This is a genomic window from Schaalia sp. Marseille-Q2122 (genome assembly GCF_903645355.1).
Taxonomy (GTDB): Bacteria; Actinomycetota; Actinomycetes; order Actinomycetales; family Actinomycetaceae; genus Pauljensenia.
On the sequence record NZ_CAHJXR010000005.1, the window covers coordinates 163731 to 181105 of the forward strand.

The window sequence follows — 17375 nt, forward strand, 5'->3', positions numbered from 1 at the left end:
TATGAGCCGAGCAATGGCAACGGGGGTTAAGATTTGTGCACATCATTGTCGTTTCTGGAGGAGAACCCATGACGTCGCTGCCAGCCCTTCCCGTCACCCCCGCTCACATTGACGAGGCAGCGCAGATTCTTCGCGGTGTGGTGCATCAGACGCAGTTGGATCGTTCGGAGCGCCTATCAGACGCCCTGGGAGTGCCTGTTTTCCTGAAGCGTGAGGACACTCAAAAGTGCCGTTCCTTTAAGGTTCGTGGTGCGTACGCGCGCATGTCAGCGTTAAGCGCGGCGCAGCGTCAGGCGGGCGTGGTGTGTGCGTCGGCTGGTAACCATGCGCAGGGCATTGCTTACGCCTGTTCGCAGTTGAAGGTGCGAGGCACGATCTTTCTTCCGTCAAATACGCCCAAGCAAAAGCGTGACCGTATCCAGACTATTGGCGGGGATTGGGTAGAGCAGGTCATTGTTGATGGAACTTTCGATCGTGCGAATGCTCTGGCGCAAGAAGCCGCCCGCACCTCGGGTCGTGTCTATGTCCATCCTTATGACGATGCTGGCACTATTGCCGGTCAGGGGACGATTGCTGCCGAACTGTGCGAGCAGATGCCCGAGAATACCTCGTGTGTGCTTGTCCCTGTTGGCGGTGGTGGTCTGCTGGCGGGTATTGCCACCCTGTTGAAGGCGCAGCGTCCTGAGATCCGTGTGATTGGTGTTGAGCCTGCGGGTGCTGCGTCGATGCGCGCCGCCCTTGATGCGGGTGAGCCTGTGACCTTGCCTGGCGTTGATCCTTTTGTTGACGGTACGGCTGTGGGGCGCGCAGGTAGTGTGGCTTTTGACATTGTTCGCCACTTGGTTGACGATGTCGTGGTCGTCCCTGAGGGGGCAGTGTGTACCGAGATGCTTGATCTTTACCATTCTGATGGTGTGATTGCTGAGCCTGCTGGCGCTCTGGCATCAACGGCGGCTCGCAACTACTTTGCAACACCCGAACAACGCGCTCTTTTGACGGGCTCTGCATCGGGGGCGATCGTATGCGTGACCTCGGGTGGAAATAATGATTTGACGAGGTATGCCGAGGTTCAAGAGCGCTCGTTGCGTCATGAGGGCCTGCGGCATTATTTCCTGGTGACCTTCCCTCAGCAGCCCGGTGCGTTGAGGATGTTCTTGGCCGATGTGCTGGGTCCTGGCGATGACATTGTCCACTTCCAGTACACGAAGAAAAACACTCGTGAGACGGGTCCGGCGTTGGTGGGCATTGACCTTTCAAGCCGCGATGATATTCATGGCTTGCGTCAGCGTATGGAGGATTCTCCTTTGCATGTGGAGGAAGTACCGGCCGATTCTGAGATTTTCCGCCTGCTGATCTGAGCGCAAGGGGTACGCTTCAGGCGGCGAGGGCGATGCAGCGCGCGCGGGCTTGGGTGGCGATGATGGCGACTGTTGGGGAGGTGTTGAGTCGGTAGCCTGCTCCCCTGACGGTCGAGATGAGGTCACGGTCGTGAAGTTTGACGCGGAGGCGTCGGATGTGAGCGTCCACAGTGCGTGATTGTGCGTCGAGGTCGCGGTGCGCCCAGACGGTGGAGAAGAGTTCGTCGCGAGAAACCGCATGATCAGCGTTGAGCGCGAGGTGTGCGAGGAGAGCGAATTCCTGGGTGGTGAGTTCAATGTCTTCGCAGTTGCGGCGAACTCGCTTGCGATCAATGTCGATGGTCAGGCTTACCTGAGTGAGGGTGAGGCCTGCGAGGATATCGAGGAATTGTTCGTAGGTGGTGTCTGCTGCGGAGTCGAAGGTACAGGTGTCTTCGGGCGTGTAGACGAGGGCCATGACGGTGTATCCAATTTCTTTTGGCGCCGAACCCTGAAATCACGCAACAATGCGCACAAAAGATCTATGGGGAGTCGGTTCGGCTGTGACGGACGTGGGATAGTCGGTCACATACACATTCGTGCGCATACGCCACCCATCAGGCGGCATGTCGGCGTCACGAAAGTTGTCATGACACTAAGTGTGAGTCCCCAACATGGATCAAGCAGAAGATGCCCATATAGTGAGATTCCGTAAAGCGCGCCCTCACAAAGCTTTTCCGTGCGCCTGTCACCGCAACATCTTTCGCGTTCTCAGCGTCCCACAGTCGGCTCATCTTCCTTCTGACCAGCTCATTGTTCTACTTTCCGCGAAGGCGCTAAGCTAGGGGTGCCTACTTGTGGGCGCTTCACACACCAGCCTCCGTAGCTCAATGGATAGAGCAAGGGCCTTCTAATCCCGAGGTTGCAGGTTCGAGTCCTGTCGGGGGTGCTATCGCAGATCACCACTGGTTTGAAGGTATTCCTGACCAAATATCACCTTTTCCAATGTGACAATGCTTCTATTTTCATTACCTAAAACCCTTCACGATCCTTTGCCGCACTGATAGGGTAATGATGTACAAACCATGCGGGTGGCCCCTGCGCCCGCAGAAGGAAATGACATCATGTTCAAGAAGTTTGGAGCGGCACTGGCTACCTGCGCCCTTGCCGCCACACTCGGGGTTGTTGCAATCCCCGGCGCAATGGCCTCATCTGAGCCAGCAGTTCCCGTCGTTAAGCTGACGGCAGCAACGTGCAGTGCTCCGAGCAACACCATCAGTGTCAGCGGTCTCGATGCCCTCGGCACTAATGGACACCGCTTGGTCATTGAGATTAACAACAAGCCTGCGAAGCAGATAAAAACACCACTTCGAAAGAAGCTGGCGGAGGGCCCTCAGGATGCTAAAACGCTCTTTTCTACCCTTGAGTTAAAAGTCGCCTACGGACAAAAAGTTGTCATCAAATCCTATTGGTTCAATAATGGCAAAAATAAGCTGTCTCACCTGGCAGACCGTGAAGCCACTGTTGAGTTCCAAATCGGTAGCCCTCTCAATGAGGCCGTACTTCTGGGCGCTTCGAATGAGATCACCCTGGTTGACCCAGCAACACTGAACTGCACTCCGGCTGCTCCTGCTCCGAAGGACAGCGCAGATGACATTACCGTCCCCACTTTCGCTCTCGCTGCTGCTCAGTGTGAGGCTGGTGAGGCTACCGATAACGTGATGACGGTGGACAAGGCTCAAAAGCACGCCAACTACCGTTTCGTCGCAACCTACGACGGTAAGAGCATTTCCCTCAAGGAAGAGCTTCGCAACAAGCTGTGGACCGAAGGCAAGCTCACCGCTAGCGACATCAAGGCCGCCTACCCAACCTTCGTCTTCGACTACACCAAGCCGCTGATGGTGCAGGCTTACTGGTTCGATGCAGAAAAGGCTTACGCCCCCGCCCTGTACGACACCGCACTTAAACTCACTGTCGGCGACTCTGCTCGTTTCATCAAGCGCGGCGAGGCCAAGACCCTCACCCTCGCTGACCCGGCAACACTGAACTGCACTCCGGCTGCTCCTGCTCCTAAGGACAGCGCAGACGACATTACCGTCCCCACTTTTACGCTCACTGCTGCTCAGTGTGAGGCTGGTAAGGCTACCGATAACGTCATGACGGTAGACAAGGCTCAAAAGCACGCCAACTATCGTTTCGTCGCAACCTACGACGGTAAGAGCATTTCCCTCAAGGAAGAGCTTCGCAACAAGCTGTGGACCGAAGGCAAGCTCACCGCTAGCGACATCAAGGCCGCCTACCCAACCTTCGTCTTCGACTACACCAAGCCGCTGATGGTGCAGGCCTACTGGTTCGATGCGGAAAAGGCCTACGCCCCCGCCCTGTACGACACCGCGCTCAAACTCACTGTCGGCGACTCTGCTCGTTTCATCAAGCGCGGCGAGGCCAAGACCCTCACCCTCGTTGACCCGGCAACACTGAACTGCACTCCGGCTGTTCCTGCTCCTAAGGACAGCGCAGACGACATTACCGTCCCCACTTTTACTCTCACTGCTGCTCAGTGTGAGGCTGGTAAGCCCACCGATAACGCGATGATGGTGGACAAGGCTCAAAAGCACGCCAACTATCGTTTCGTCGCAACCTACGACGGTAAGAGCATTTCCCTCAAGGAAGAACTGCGCGACAAGCTCTGGACCGAAGGCAAGCTCACCGCCAAGGACATTCAGGCCGCCTACCCGGCCTTCGTCTTCGACTACACCAAGCCTCTCACTGTCCAGGCCTACTGGTTCGATGCGGAAAAGGCCTACGCCCCCGCCCTGTATGACACCACACTCCAACTCACCGTTGGTAAGTCTGATCGATTCATCAAGCGCGGCGAGGCTAAAACCCTCACCCTCGTTGATCCAGCAACACTGAACTGCAAGAGCATTTCTAAGCCGGATGACAACCAAACTCCCAAGAATCCTCAGACTTCGGAAAAGCCTAAGGCAGACTCGAAGGCAAAGGATGCGAAGAGCACCTCGGTTAAACCGAAGGTTGCCAAGACTGGTTTCGATTCCACCCTGCTCTCTCTTGTTGCTCTCCTCGCGCTCGGTGGCGGAGCGATTGCCATGATCACTCTTCGTGCACGCACGCGTCAGTGATTCATCGATGAGCATTTGACACCCGCATATAGGTGAGGGGAATGCCATCGGTATTCCCCTCACCTATTCTCTTATTTGCCCGCTCTTCCCAACCTCCCTCTATCTCCTCGACTCTCGTTTATCTCCCTCCCTCACCCACAGAGTCCACTACTAGTCTTATGCTGCCTCTGTACGATCTGAGCCCCGTTGCTTGGGGCATTCTTGTGGTTGCGGCATTTCTTATTGGGATTGCAAAGACTGCGCTACCGGGTCTTGTCACCTTTTCTATGGCTCTCTTCGCTGCGATTCTTCCAGCACGAGAATCCACAGCGATTATGCTCGGCCTCTTACTAGTGGGGGATCTATTTGCTATTTGGTTATACCGCCACCATGTAGATTGGCTGATACTTCGACGCCTCGTTCCACCGGTTCTCATCGGCCTGTTATGTGGGGTTCTCATTGTGTGGCTTCTGAGCAGTGAGCAACTTCGTCGCCTGATCGGCGTGATCCTTTTACTGCTCACCGCAGGGACCCTCGTTCTTTTACATTCCACACGGCATGATGCTCAATTGTTTTCTCGTAGTGCTCCCGCACGCTGGTTCTATGGCGCTCTTGGAGGCTTCACGACGATGGTGGCAAATGCTGGCGGGCCTCCAATGACCTTATATTTTGTCGCTTCTGGGATGGATATGGTTCGTTTCCTCGGCACCCAGGCGTATTTCTTTTTTGCCGTGAATCTGATGAAGATTCCCTTCCAGTACAGCCTGGGGCTGTACTCAGCGACTTCTCTTTCAACAGCTCTTGCCTTGCTAGCTCCGCTCCTTCTTGGCATTGCTATTGGGCGCGCATTCATCCGTTCAATCAAGCCAGAGTTTTTCACTCCTCTGATTGTGTCTCTCACCGTCGTGTCGTCGCTGTATCTGCTTGTATGACGATCCTTCGCTTGACCTCGGCGCCTCATGCAGCAATGCCTGAAACACAGGAGCTGTCACAGTTTTCTCCTTTGTGAACAGCGATGCCCGCCACCGGGTTCTTCCGGTGGCGGGCATCGCGTTTCCATCACCCCGTGGAGTCAATCACGGGAGACTACAGGCGAAGGCTGGAGGAAGGGGGGAGATGCGCCCCCACCGATCACTCGTAGACAGCCTTCTGGATATTCGGATCGTCAAGGTTGCTCGCGTCGTACCAGTAGAAGCCGGAGTCAGTGAACTTCTCAAGCTTTTCACCCTTGAGGACCTTATCGACGGAGACAATGGTGTCGTAGCCCATCTGGAAGGGGTTCTGGGTGATCGAGCCTGCAATCACGCCTTCCTTGATGAGTTCAAGCTGGGGCTTACCCGAGTCGAAGCCAACGATCTTCACTTCACCACGCCCGGCGGTCTTCGCTGCCTGCGCAGCGGCGACAGCACCGTCGTCATCAGTGGCAAAGAGGCCAGCTAGGTCGGGGTGTGCCTGCAGGATTGCGCCTGCTTGCTGCTGGGCGACAGCCTGGTCGGAGTTATTGTATTGGACCTCAACGACCTCAACCTCAGGGGCGTTGGTTGCCAGCCATTCACGGAAACCCTGCTCGCGGTCCTGGCCGGTCAGCGAGGTCTGCGAGTGGCAGATGATGGCGACTTTCCCCTTCTTGCCGATGAGGTCGGAGAGGTTCTTTGCGCCTTCTGCTGCGGCGGCCTTGTTGTCGGTGGCGACGGTGGTCAGGGGAATGTCGGAACCGGGAACGCCCGAGTCGAAGGCGACGACGGGAATGCCAGCGTCTGCAAATTGCTGCAGCACAGAGGACTGTGCGGTGGAGTCAAGTGCTGCGAAGGCCAGTGCAGCGGGGTTGCGCACGAGCGCCTGGTTGAGCTGGTCGTTTTGGCGGGTGACGTCCGTTTCATTGTCGGGGCCGTTGAAGGTGACTTCGTAGCCGAGGTCCTTGCCTGCAGCTTCGACGCCGGACTTGACGGCTGCCCAGAAGGGGCTGGCGTAGCCCTTGGCGACGACGGCGATGGACTTGTTGGTGCCATCAGCTGTGGGAGCGCCGGAGGCGCCCGAGCTGGAGGCAGTGTCACCCGAGCATGCGCTCAGGCTCACGGCGGACAGCGCCAGTGCTGCTACCAGTGCGAGCGGCTTGGTGAGCTTCATGTTCTTCCTCATTTCTCTTGTCAGACCAGCTGTTGCTGGACACTGAAATCTGGGATGCGGCTGGCTGCCGCGTGGGGGGTGGATGGATTATTGGTCGCGGCGGCGGGTATCGAGGTAGACCGCAGCGAGAACGACGGCACCGAGGAGGACCTTTTGCCACTGGTCGGGAATGCCCATGAGTACGGCGCCGTTGCGGATGGTGGCGATGAGAATGGCGCCGATGACCGAGCCGAATACGGAGGCTTTACCGCCTCGCAGGGAGGCGCCACCGAGGACGGCCGCGGCAATGGCGTACATTTCGTAGGACTGGCCGACGTCGGGTTTACCGGAGGCGAGGCGTGAGGCCATGAGCACGCCTGCTAGGCCGGTGAAGGAACCGGCGAGCATGTAGACGCGGAACTTCCACCGTTGGACGTTAACACCGGACAGGCGGGTAGCTTCTTCATTGGAGCCCATTGCCAGTGCGTAACGGCCGATGAGGGTGCGGTTGAGGAGGAAGGCGGCAATGAGGGCGGCAATGAGGATGAGGTACATGGCGTTCGTCAGGCCGAGGGTTCGTCCTTGTCCGAGTTCAAGGAAGGTGGTGAACTCAGTGAGGGGGATGGCAGAGGTGCCGGAGAGGACCATGGCCAGGCCCCAGGCGACGAGCATCATGGCCAGGGTGGCGATCATGGGCTGCATATTGAGGTAGGCGACCATGAGGCCGTTGGCGGCGCCGAGGACTGCGCCTGAGGCTATGCCGACGATGACGCCGATGAGGATGCACAGCCACATGGGTAGGCCTGCGTTGAGCGCCCATTTCATGGCCACGGCGAGGCAGACGCCGGTGAAGGCGATGCCAAAGCCCGGGGTCAGGTCGATGCCGCCGGTAGCGATGACGAAGGTCAGGCCAAGGGCCAGGAGGATGTAGACGGAGGCGTCAAGGAGGAGTGCGGAGAAGTTGTTGACCTGGAAAAAGTAGGGGCTCGCCAGGGAGAATCCGATAATCAGGATGATTTCGGAGACGAGAACCAGCACTTGGGAGGCGTGGCGACGGAAGTACAACATTGCGTCGCTGGGGCGTGTCACGTCGGCGGGGGCCGAGGCTGCGGAAGTGGGTGTGGTGCTCACGCTGACTCCTTTGTCGTGCTGATTCCCTGCCCGGTGGCGAGGGTCATAATCGAGTTTTGGGTGGCTTCTTCATTGGTCAGAATGCCGGTCACTTGGCCTTCCCACATGACAACGATGCGTTGGGACAGACGGAGGACTTCTGGGATCTCAGAGGAGATCACGATGATGGATTTGCCTTGGGCGACGAGTTCGCCGAGCAGGTCGTAGATTTCATCTTTCGCGCCGACGTCAATCCCTCGGGTGGGTTCATCGAAGATGAGGATCTCGCAGTCACGTGCCAGCCATTTGGCGAGGACGACCTTTTGTTGGTTGCCGCCGGAGAGGTTCTTGGCGCGTTGGTGGACGGAGGGGGTTTTGACGCGGAGTCGCTTGACGTAGGTTTCGGCTACTTCCTCGGCTTTAGAGTCGTCAACGATGCTGGCTCGTGACCAGATGCGGTAGGACGGCAGGCCCGTGTTAATAATGAGGTCTTTATCCAAGAGCAGACCGAATTGTTTGCGATCTTCGGAGAGGTAGGCGATGGATTGGCGGACGGCGTCTTCGGGGCTCTTGATCTTGACGTTTGCGCCTTTGATGAAGATTTCCCCTGCGGTGATGGGGTCAGCGCCGATGAGGGCTCGCGCTACTTCGGTGCGTCCGGCGCCGACGAGACCGGCAAAGCCGAGGATTTCGCCGCGTTTGAGGTCGAAGGAGACGTCTTTGAGGAGATCGCGGGTGGAGAGTCCGCGCACTTCAAGGACGGTTTCTCGTCCGTCTGGGAGGGGTTCGGGGCGGATGTTGGAGACGATTTGGCGCCCGACCATGCGCTCGATGATGTCGTCGATTTCGAGGTCTTCGGCGGCGTCGGTGGAGATCCAGCGCCCATCTCGCATGACGGTGATGGCATTGGAGACGCGTTTGATCTCTTCCATGCGGTGAGAGATGTAGACGATACCGGTGGTGGGTGAGACGAAGTCTTCCATCACTTGGAAGAGGGCTTCGACTTCGCGTTGGGTGAGCGCTGCCGTGGGCTCGTCCATGATGAGGACTTTTGCCTCGAAGGAGAGGGCCTTGGCGATTTCCACCATCTGTTGGTTGGCTACTGTCAGGTGTCCGACCTTGACTTCTGGGTCGAGGTCGAGGCCGATTCGGTCCAGGAGTTCTCGCGTCTCTGCAAGGAGTTTCTTGGGTGAGAGGGTGAATCGGGTGCCTGTCCAGGGTTCACGCCCGAAGAAGATGTTCTCTGCGACCGTCAGGTCGGGCATGAGGTTGAGCTCCTGGTGGATGATGGAGATGCCCTTGTTTTGGGCGTCAAGGGGTCCGCTGATGCGGGTCTCTTGTCCATCAAGGAAGACGCTTCCAGCATCGGGGGTGTAGATACCTCCGAGGACTTTCATCATCGTGGATTTGCCGGCGCCATTTTCGCCGACGAGGGCGTGTACCTCTCCTGGGCGCAGCGCGAACTGCGCATCATCGAGAGCTAGCACACCGGGGAACTTCTTTGTTATCCCTTTTGCCTCAATGAGAGGCACCACAGTGGTGTCAATAGCCATGTGGTCCTTCCTTTTCTCTCGTGTGCCGCGGGGGTGATGGTTTAGTGCTGGCGGATTTCCGACAGCTTGACAGGGCGTCCTTCTTCGCGTGATTTGCCAACGGCTAAAGCGATGTGGAGTGCTTCGAGGGCGTCTTCGATGGGGCAGGGGCTTGGCGTTATCCCTCTGACGACGTCAACGAATGCGCGCAGTTCGATGTCGTAGCAGTGGCGGAATCGTGCGATGAAGTCCACCCATGGTTCGTCGTCGGGGAAGGTGACACCTGGTTCGACGCTGACGAGGGGAACCTTGGGTTCGAGTCCGACGGTGGCATTGGCGGTGGTGCCGGAGATTTCCATGCGGACGTCGTAGCCTTGGCCGTTGTTTCGTGAGGTGTGGGCGGTGACGAGGGTGTCGTCGTCCATTCGTAGGAGGGCGACGCCTTCGTCGACGTCTCCGTGGGTGCGGAAGTAGTCGGCTCCGCGGACTGCTCCGTAGGCGAAGACCTCGTCAACTTCGCGGCCGGTGACCCAGCGGAGGATGTCAAAGTCGTGGATGAGGCAGTCGCGCCAGATGCCACCGGATTCTGCGACGAAGTATTCGGGGGGTGGGTTTTGGTCGCAGGTCATCATGTGGACGCGGTGGACTTCGCCGAGTTCTCCGTTGTGGACGCGGCGGCGGGCTTCGGCGTAGGCGGGGTCGAAGCGGCGTTGGAAGCCGATTTGCGAGGCGATGCCGGCGGCTTGGACGGCTCGAATGCAACGAAGGGTGCCGTCAAGGTCGACGGCGACGGGCTTTTCACAGAAGAAGGGGAGTTTCGCTGCGGCGCAGCGAAGGATGAGTTCTTCGTGGGTTGCCGTGGGTGTGGCGATGACAATGCCGTCGTAGTGCTCGGGGTGGGCGAAGACTTCGTCGGGAGTGGCATGGTTGACGGTGGTGCCAGGGTGTTGGGTGGCGAGGTCGTCGGCGACTTGCTGTGCTCGGTGAGGGTCGACATCGCAGATTGTTAGGTGTATATCAGGGATTGTCACTAGCGCTGCGCCGTGGCCCACTCCGATGCGTCCAACTCCGATGAGGGCGATACGGGTCGCCTTCTCATTGTGCTGCTGCGTCATCTGCAGTCTCCTTGCATTGTCACTGATCCCGCCATTCGTCCGCCCTTGGACAAATATGAGATTTTCTGGCGCTTTGACCGATTTCGACCCCTCCTTTGGGGCCTCCCTATACAGGAGACGATCATCGCTTCCTTTAGCGAGCAACTACTTTGTCGCTCTGTTCACGATCGTACACCAGAAGACTACTTTGTAAAGACATACGAAATACCAATGCTGACAATGCGACACAATCGCAACATTGAGATGAGCTCACCCAGTCAGCATTCTCACCGTGCCACAGCATCGGGAGGCGATGGATCAGCACCCGAAGAGGCGCAGGAACACGCCGCTTCGAACACTTTGCCCCAGGGAAAGAAGAAGCACCTCCCCCCTCCCCCTCCCCCATCGAGAGCGTTATTACACAGACAAAAATCAGGAAGATCCCAGCACAAATCCAGCCAGGGTGGGCGTTTCGCCCCACCCCAACCACCAACTCCCCTCCAATTCACCCACATCTTCCCTCAGAAACAGTTACGCTATTAAGGTCAATTACAGGATTCTTGGAGCTTCGCTCTCCTGAGCCCCATGATCCCCCCATGTCCGGACACCCAATGAAAGTCTGATCGCATGACCACCGTGCTCATTGAGCTCCTTATCCCCTTCCTCATCATCCTTGCCCTCTTTGCCCTCGTCTTTGGCCTCATCCTTTTCGGCCTGCGCCGCTGGATCCGCGTGGCCTCGCCCGACGAAGCCCTGGTCATCAGTGGTCGCAAGCAGACCATTGATGGAGAGACCTCTCCCGTGACTGTCGTCGTCAACGGTCGCGCCCTCATTAACCCCATTACACAGCGCGCTGAAACAATCTCCCTGCGCTCACGCCAGGTGTCCTTGCAGGCTGAAGCGCAGTCCGAAGACAACGTGACCTTGCAGGTCGAGGGCGTTGCCATCGTCAAGATCGGCTCCTCCCCCACCCTCGTACGTCGCGCCGCCGAACGTTTTGCCAGCCAAGACAGCGCCATTGAGCACTTCACCACCGAGCAGCTCGAAGGCGCCCTCCGCGGCGTCGTCGCCACCTTGAGCGTCGAAGTGCTCATGCGTGACCGCAAGAAGTTCTCCGATCAGATTGCCACCGATGTCTCCGCTGAGCTTGAAGAGCAGGGTTTGATCCTCGACTCCTTCCAGATCAAGGGCATTACCGACGCTGTGGGCTACATCCAAAGCCTCGGCGTTCCTCAGATCCAGGCCAAGCGCCGCGAAGCTGAGATCGCCCAAACCAACGCCGAGCGTGCGATCACTCAGCGCCAAATCGCCACCGACGAAGAAAACCTCGTCGAACAGACGCGCCTTGATCAAAACCGCGCCAACGCCGAAGCTGAAGTCGGCAAGGCCCAGGCAGAAGCCGAGCAGGCCGAAGCCCTCGCACGCGCTCAAGCCCAACAGCGTGTCCTCGAGCAGGAAGCCCTCAACCGTCAAGCTCAGCTTGACGCCGAGGTTCGCCGCACGGCAGAAGCCGACCGCTACCGCCGCGAGCAGGACGCCGAGGCAAAGGCCTACGAGCAAACGAAGGCTGCTGAGGCCCGCGCCTACGAGCAGATCAAGGATGCTGAAGCAAAGGCCAGCATTATCGAACGTCAGGCTGAGGCCCGCCTCTTCGAGGCAGAAAAGGATGCCGAGGCACGCCGCTTCCAAGCTGAAAAGGAAGCAGAAGGCATCCGCTTGAAGGCCAGTGCTAATGCCGAGGCTATCGAGGCTGAGGGCCGCGCCCGCGCCGAGGCCCTGCGTCAAGAAGCCGACGCTCTGTCCTACAACCAGCAGGCACTTTTGGCCGTCCGTGCTCTGGAAACCCTGCCCTCTCTTATGTCCTCCTTCGCTGAGGGCTACTCCAACGTCGGTGAAGTAACACTAATTGGAGGTGCTGACTCGTCCATGGCCGAACACTTCAACGGCGAGCAGAGCACCGCTCTTGCCAGCACTTTCGCCACCGTGAAGGCAGCCACCGGTATCGATATGGGTGCCCTCATTCAGGGCCGCATCGAGGGTGCTGCCATGGGCAGGGCCATTGGTGAGGAACTTTCAGCACACACAAAGGATGCGACCCCCGCAGCCGAGTGACGCCCGCTCGTTCCTGACTCGGGCCCCTGAGTTGCGCCTTCCATTACGGACACGACGCGCCACTCAGGGGCCCAAGTTCATGGGAAGCCCTCCGCCTAACTGACAGGGCAGGCTGGGCATAAGAAAAACCCGGCACCATGCGGTACCGGGTTTCCTCGTGCGTTAATCAGGCCTCGACGTCCAGCAGGCCGTTCTTGTAGGCCTTCGCCAGGCGACGGGGGACGCGGACCTCGCGGCCGTTCACCTTAATGGTGTTCAGCTCGGTCAGGTCGGCCTTCCATGCAGACCGGCGAGTGCGGGTGTTTGCACGGGACATCTTGCGCTTGGGAACTGCCATGACCCTACCGCTCCTCTATCTCTCAGGTTGATTGTCGACTTACCGGCGCAGCACCCTCCCTAACTACCTGGCGATAGCCTCGGTCAAGTGCGCTGCGGTGCGACGCATTGAGATCGATCGCGTTCCGGCAACCCGACAAGGTTAGCACGCTAACCCCAGGTTCTCCCAACCACATCCGCCTTTCCCCATGCGATACTCGCCACCTTCTCACGCGAGGCACTAGGCTAAAGGAAGGCGGCGTGAGCCTCGTTCATCATCGCTCGTATCCGCCCCACCCACCAGCACCACCCACGTCCCACGTCATGGAGGAGAGATGACAGCGATCTCCACGATCCGCTCCGGCACCCTCCTCACTCACGACATCGAGATTAAGCGCTCCCGCTTCATCGCAACGATCGCACGCACCGATTCCCCCCAAGACGCCCAGGCCCTCATTGACGCCGTCAAAAGCGAACACCCTCAGGCTCGCCACAACTGCTCGGCATACCTCATTCAGGTTGATGGGCGTAATCCCCACCAGCACTCCAGTGACGATGGCGAACCCTCAGGCACAGCTGGCACACCAATGCTTGAAGCCCTGCGCGCCGCAGGCGTGTGGAATGTGACAGCCGTCGTGACGCGCTACTTTGGCGGAATCCTACTGGGCGCAGGTGGCCTCGTGCGCGCCTACTCTACCGCCGTGTCCGAAGCCCTCGCCCTGGCTCCCCGTGCAGAGTTGCGCGCCATGACCGTCCTTGAAGCGCACCTCTCCCCCACTGATGCGGGGCGTATCGAGGCCGACCTGCGCCACTGCGGCGCCCAGGTGCTCGACACCCAATGGGGCGCTGACGTTGCGCTCCGCATCGGCACCGACGCTTCCGAGGTTGCGTTCTTACAGGAACGCCTCGCCCAACTCACGGGCGGCGTGGCAGAGTTTCAGATGGCGGGAGCCACAGTCGTTGAAGTCGACATCCCTTCCCCACAGGCATAAAGTGTTTTCGTGATGAACAGCGTGCGTATTGATATCCACCCAGATGGGGATTCCTTCGCGCTGCCCATGCGTGGGGCCTACGTTATTTCTTTTGCGCATTGCCACGCCGACTGTATGTAGGGCGGATAGCTTCTCCGCGCCCACACTCGCCCTATCCGCCCATCCTCTCCCGCGCGAGATTCATGCCTCTTCACGGCACTCTTTGCCGACACAACCTATTGAAGGAAAACCCATGGCTGCTATTGCTCAAAACATCACTGAACTCATTGGCCGCACTCCCCTGGTGCGCATTAACCGCCTGACCTCGCCCGATGCGACGGTCCTGGCCAAGGTCGAATCTTTCAACCCCGCCTCCTCTGTCAAGGACCGTATCGCGGCCTCCATTATTGACGCCGCCGAAGCGTCGGGCGATCTCCAGCCCGGCGGCACCATCATCGAAGCCACCTCGGGGAACACCGGTGTTGCCCTGGCAATGGTGGGGGCAGCTCGCGGCTACAAGGTGGTCATCACGATGCCCTCGTCCATGTCGGTGGAGCGCCGTATTCTCATGCGCGCTTTCGGCGCAGAGCTGATCCTCACTGATCCCGCTGAAGGGATCAAGGGGTCGGTGGCGAAGGCTGAGGAAATCCGCGATGAGCGCCCCGGTTCCATCATTGCCTCCCAGTTCACGAACCCTGCCAACCCTGCCGTCCACCGTCGCACGACCGTGGAAGAGATTCTGGCCGATACCGATGGCGCAGTGGATATCTTCATTGCGGGCGTCGGCACTGGCGGCACCGTGTCGGGCGTGGGCGCCGTCCTGAAGGAGCGCGTCCCCGGCGTTCAGATTATCGCCGCCCAACCCGAGGAATCTCCCCTACTGACCGGCGGCTCCCCCTCCCCCCACGGCATTCAGGGCATGGGGCCGAACTTCGTCGCACAGACCTACGATGCTTCCGTCGTTGACGAGGTCATTGACGTCAACACTGCTACCGCCATGTCTTTCGCACGCCGCGCTGCCGCTGAGGAGGGCCTGCTGGTGGGCATTTCTTCCGGTGCTGCACTGGCGGTTGCCGCCGAGGTGTCAGCCCGTCCTGAGAATGCCGGAAAGACGATCGTCGTGATCCTTCCTGACACGGGTGAGCGCTACCTCTCCACCCCCCTGTTTGAGGATCTGCGCGACTGACGCTCGCCGTGGAGTGCTGCGGGGGCCGTCACGCTCAATATGCGGCCCCCGCACCACTCACCTCGCGCACGCACTGTTAGCGTGTATCCCAGTTGCCGTCCCCCAAGTGAGGCCACCATGACTTCAACACCGCACAGTCCCACACCGCGCCCGGGATTCTTCGCCCTGATGCGTGAGGACCTTGATAATGTGCGTCGCCGCGACCCCGCTGCGACCTCACGCGTGGAGATTGCCCTGACCTATCCGGGAGTGCACGCGATCTGGGCTCACCGTATGGCTCATGGCCTGTGGAAACGCCGTTGGTCGACAACCGCTCGTATGGTCTCTTCCTTTGCCCGTACCTTCACCGGGGTGGATATTCACCCCGGCGCCACCATTGGTCGGCGCGTCTTTATTGATCACGCGACAGGCGTTGTTATTGGCGAAACGGCAGAAGTTGGCGAGGATGTCGTGATCTTCCATGGCGTGACCCTGGGTGGCGTGTCCATGAATCCTGGCAAGCGACACCCCACTGTCGGTAATCACGTGATGATCGGTGCCGGGGCGAAGGTTCTGGGCCCCATTGAGATTGGCAATAATGTCAAGATCGGCGCCAATGCGGTGGTCACGAAGGATGTGCCGTGCGGTTCAGTGGCCATTGGTATTCCAGCCTCGATTCGTCCACCGAAGGTCCACGATGAGTGCGATGAGGATCTGATTGTTGATCCGAACTGCCACGAGGCGGGCTTTGAGGAAGAGGCAGAGCGCATTGCCGCTGAGTTGCTGGCCAAGCGCGCACAGCAGATGGCTGAGGAAGGCGACCCGTCCCTCTTTATCTGAGGCCGGTAGCGCTTGCTGAGCTGCGTCTCCAAGACGCGCCTTCGTGTTGAGAGTGCTCTTAGTCTCCGACGAGGCGACCTCCCCTCACCCAAGGCGTATTCGCTGCACTCGTGCGCCACTCCCGCAATTGCCTATCTTTTGTGGCCCAGCTCACCTACACTGGGTGTATGAGCGAACGTACCTTACGAGCAGATCTGGATGTATTGGCGGATGTCGAGCGTCTTGAAGGCCTCGAGGTCGCCTCTCTCACGCGCTACGACATTCCCGCACTCGCAGCGCTGCACGTCGTCGCCTATGACGAACCCCCCACCGCAGAGAACCTGTGGGAATCAGCGGAAGAAATGCGCATGTGTTTCGAGGGAGCTTTTGGCGAGCCTCTCGATCATTCCTTTATCGGAGCCTGGGACGACGGGCTGCTGGTGGGAGCTATTCTCTGCGTTGCCCAATCCCCCTGGGATGACTTCCCCACTGGCCCATGCGTCATCGACCTCATGGTTGATCCCGAGTATCGTCGCCGCGGCATCGCCACCGGCCTCGTTGCCGAACTGGCGCGGCGCGCTATCGAATGGGGTTGGGGATCCCTGACCCTCAGGGTAGGGCCACGTCACGGGGCTGCTGCAAAGCTCTACGAGCTATTGGGCTTCACCGACGTCCCCGCCTAAAAGTCGCGGAGAGCGCCCTTAGCGCTGGCAACTGGGGCACCAGAACAAACGACGCCCCTGCATGGGCTTTTCCGCCACGGGCGTCCCGCAACGTAGGCAGGGGCGGCCCGTCCGGTGGTAGACGTACCAGCGCGAGGCCTCCGCATCCCCTGGAATCTCCTGTTCGGGGGCTTCCTGCGGGTCCATCGTATCGAGGCGCCCGGCCGCCAGCCCTCGGTTCATAATGTCACAGGTGAGTCGCCACAGCTCTGCCACCCGCGAAGCAGCAATGCGATTCCCTGTCCTCATGGGCGAAAGCCCCGCGAGGAAAAGAATGTCTGCGCGGTAGATATTGCCCACTCCTGCAACAATCGACTGATCCATCATGAGCTCTCCAATTGCTCGCTTACGAGAGCGCACAGCCTGAACGAATGCTTCTGTCGCCTCCTGATCGTCGCGCGCGCCGGGAACCAGCGGATCGGGGCCCAGCTTTGCCAGGGCCACCTGCCGTTCAGCGTCGGTAATCACCTCGCAGCGGTTGGGGCCAGACAGGTCTCCCACCGCGTAGGGGGTGAGGATACGCAGCCGCACTTGGCCGATAGGAGCAGGCGGATTCCAGGCGCCTCCCTCGTAGGAACCACCTGAATTCCACCGCTCGGCCTTGTGGGCGCCCTCGGGGCCGGGGCGCGCAGGTTCGGGGGCGAGGCGCTCAACCACGCCATGCCCGTGGTCCACGAGGCTTTCATCGCCGCTGAATCGCCAGGTGCCATACAGTCCTAGGTGGATGTGGATCCAGTGATCAATGTCTGCCTCGCCGCCGTCGGAGAGCTCCGGCGGGACGAAGCCAATAAACATGTGCTTGCCGTGAGCGTGGACGCGCTCCATCACCCACCCGTCAAGCAATGCCGCTGAGGAGGCAAAACGCCCCTGCGGGGAGCTCAATTCACAGCTCTGCCCACCAAAGACATCGGTCAATGTGGTGGCAAGACGCCGCACGGCATCACCTTCAGGCATGGAACTCTTCTTTCAT

General features: G+C 59.3%; 15 protein-coding genes. 8 read left to right on the forward strand and 7 right to left on the reverse strand.

Annotation, left to right across the window (positions count from 1 at the left end; all coding sequences use genetic code 11):
* Positions 1–68: 68 nt before the first annotated feature.
* Positions 69–1358, forward strand: coding sequence for a threonine ammonia-lyase IlvA (ilvA, locus tag HWX48_RS06865; protein ID WP_124871299.1), 1290 nt, complete (start codon positions 69–71; stop codon positions 1356–1358).
* Positions 1359–1374: 16 nt separating this feature from the next.
* Here the strand turns inward: ilvA and HWX48_RS06870 are convergent, their stop codons facing one another.
* Entirely contained in the window at positions 1375–1815 is a 441-nt protein-coding gene (locus tag HWX48_RS06870) for a winged helix-turn-helix domain-containing protein (RefSeq protein WP_175955955.1), read from the reverse strand.
* A 646-nt stretch (positions 1816–2461) separates the two neighbouring features.
* Between HWX48_RS06870 and HWX48_RS06875 the strand changes: the two genes are divergently transcribed.
* Together HWX48_RS06875 and HWX48_RS06880 are read left to right on the forward strand one after the other, a co-directional pair.
* The gene (locus HWX48_RS06875; protein WP_175955957.1) at positions 2462–4480 is read left to right on the forward strand and encodes a hypothetical protein; all 2019 of its coding nucleotides are present in this window, start codon (positions 2462–2464) and stop codon (positions 4478–4480) included.
* Positions 4481–4638: 158 nt separating this feature from the next.
* Positions 4639–5391: a sulfite exporter TauE/SafE family protein gene (locus HWX48_RS06880; protein ID WP_175955959.1), complete on the forward strand. Its 753-nt coding sequence runs from the start codon at positions 4639–4641 to the stop codon at positions 5389–5391.
* A gap of 199 nt (positions 5392–5590) precedes the next feature.
* Here HWX48_RS06880 and HWX48_RS06885 read toward each other — a convergent pair whose 3' ends face one another.
* From HWX48_RS06885 to HWX48_RS06900, 4 genes are all read right to left on the reverse strand, one after another.
* Positions 5591–6586, reverse strand: a complete 996-nt coding sequence (locus tag HWX48_RS06885; protein WP_175955961.1) for an ABC transporter substrate-binding protein — start codon at positions 6584–6586, stop codon at positions 5591–5593.
* A gap of 87 nt (positions 6587–6673) precedes the next feature.
* Positions 6674–7696 (reverse strand): ABC transporter permease, encoded by a 1023-nt coding sequence (locus tag HWX48_RS06890; protein WP_175955963.1) that lies wholly within the window; start codon positions 7694–7696, stop codon positions 6674–6676.
* Complete coding sequence (locus tag HWX48_RS06895) at positions 7693–9228, reverse strand: sugar ABC transporter ATP-binding protein (protein ID WP_175955965.1); 1536 nt, start codon at positions 9226–9228, stop codon at positions 7693–7695. Before HWX48_RS06895 ends, HWX48_RS06890 begins: the two co-directional genes overlap by 4 nt.
* Before the next feature lie 41 nt (positions 9229–9269).
* The gene (locus tag HWX48_RS06900; protein ID WP_175955968.1) at positions 9270–10322 is read right to left on the reverse strand and encodes a Gfo/Idh/MocA family oxidoreductase; all 1053 of its coding nucleotides are present in this window, start codon (positions 10320–10322) and stop codon (positions 9270–9272) included.
* Between the two features lie 606 nt (positions 10323–10928).
* Here HWX48_RS06900 and HWX48_RS06905 point away from each other — a divergent pair.
* The gene (locus HWX48_RS06905; protein WP_175955970.1) at positions 10929–12413 is read left to right on the forward strand and encodes a flotillin family protein; all 1485 of its coding nucleotides are present in this window, start codon (positions 10929–10931) and stop codon (positions 12411–12413) included.
* Positions 12414–12579: 166 nt separating this feature from the next.
* Here HWX48_RS06905 and rpmF read toward each other — a convergent pair whose 3' ends face one another.
* On the reverse strand, positions 12580–12750 hold the full coding sequence (gene rpmF / locus HWX48_RS06910) for a 50S ribosomal protein L32 (RefSeq protein WP_124871324.1): 171 nt from the start codon (positions 12748–12750) through the stop codon (positions 12580–12582).
* A gap of 313 nt (positions 12751–13063) precedes the next feature.
* Here rpmF and HWX48_RS06915 point away from each other — a divergent pair, with 313 nt between their 5' ends.
* The 4 genes from HWX48_RS06915 (at position 13064) to HWX48_RS06930 (ending at position 16366) form a co-directional block, all read left to right on the forward strand.
* Positions 13064–13720, forward strand: a complete 657-nt coding sequence (locus HWX48_RS06915; RefSeq protein ID WP_175955972.1) for a YigZ family protein — start codon at positions 13064–13066, stop codon at positions 13718–13720.
* A 232-nt stretch (positions 13721–13952) separates the two neighbouring features.
* A complete protein-coding gene (gene cysK / locus HWX48_RS06920; protein WP_175955974.1) occupies positions 13953–14885 on the forward strand; it encodes a cysteine synthase A in 933 nt (310 codons plus the stop codon).
* Positions 14886–15002: 117 nt separating this feature from the next.
* A complete protein-coding gene (cysE, locus tag HWX48_RS06925; protein WP_175955976.1) occupies positions 15003–15704 on the forward strand; it encodes a serine O-acetyltransferase in 702 nt (233 codons plus the stop codon).
* Positions 15705–15871: 167 nt separating this feature from the next.
* Positions 15872–16366, forward strand: a complete 495-nt coding sequence (locus tag HWX48_RS06930; RefSeq protein WP_175955978.1) for a GNAT family N-acetyltransferase — start codon at positions 15872–15874, stop codon at positions 16364–16366.
* 18 nt (positions 16367–16384) lie between these two features.
* Here HWX48_RS06930 and HWX48_RS06935 read toward each other — a convergent pair whose 3' ends face one another.
* Positions 16385–17359, reverse strand: a complete 975-nt coding sequence (locus HWX48_RS06935; RefSeq protein ID WP_175955980.1) for an Fpg/Nei family DNA glycosylase — start codon at positions 17357–17359, stop codon at positions 16385–16387.
* Between the last annotated feature and the right edge of the window lie 16 nt (positions 17360–17375).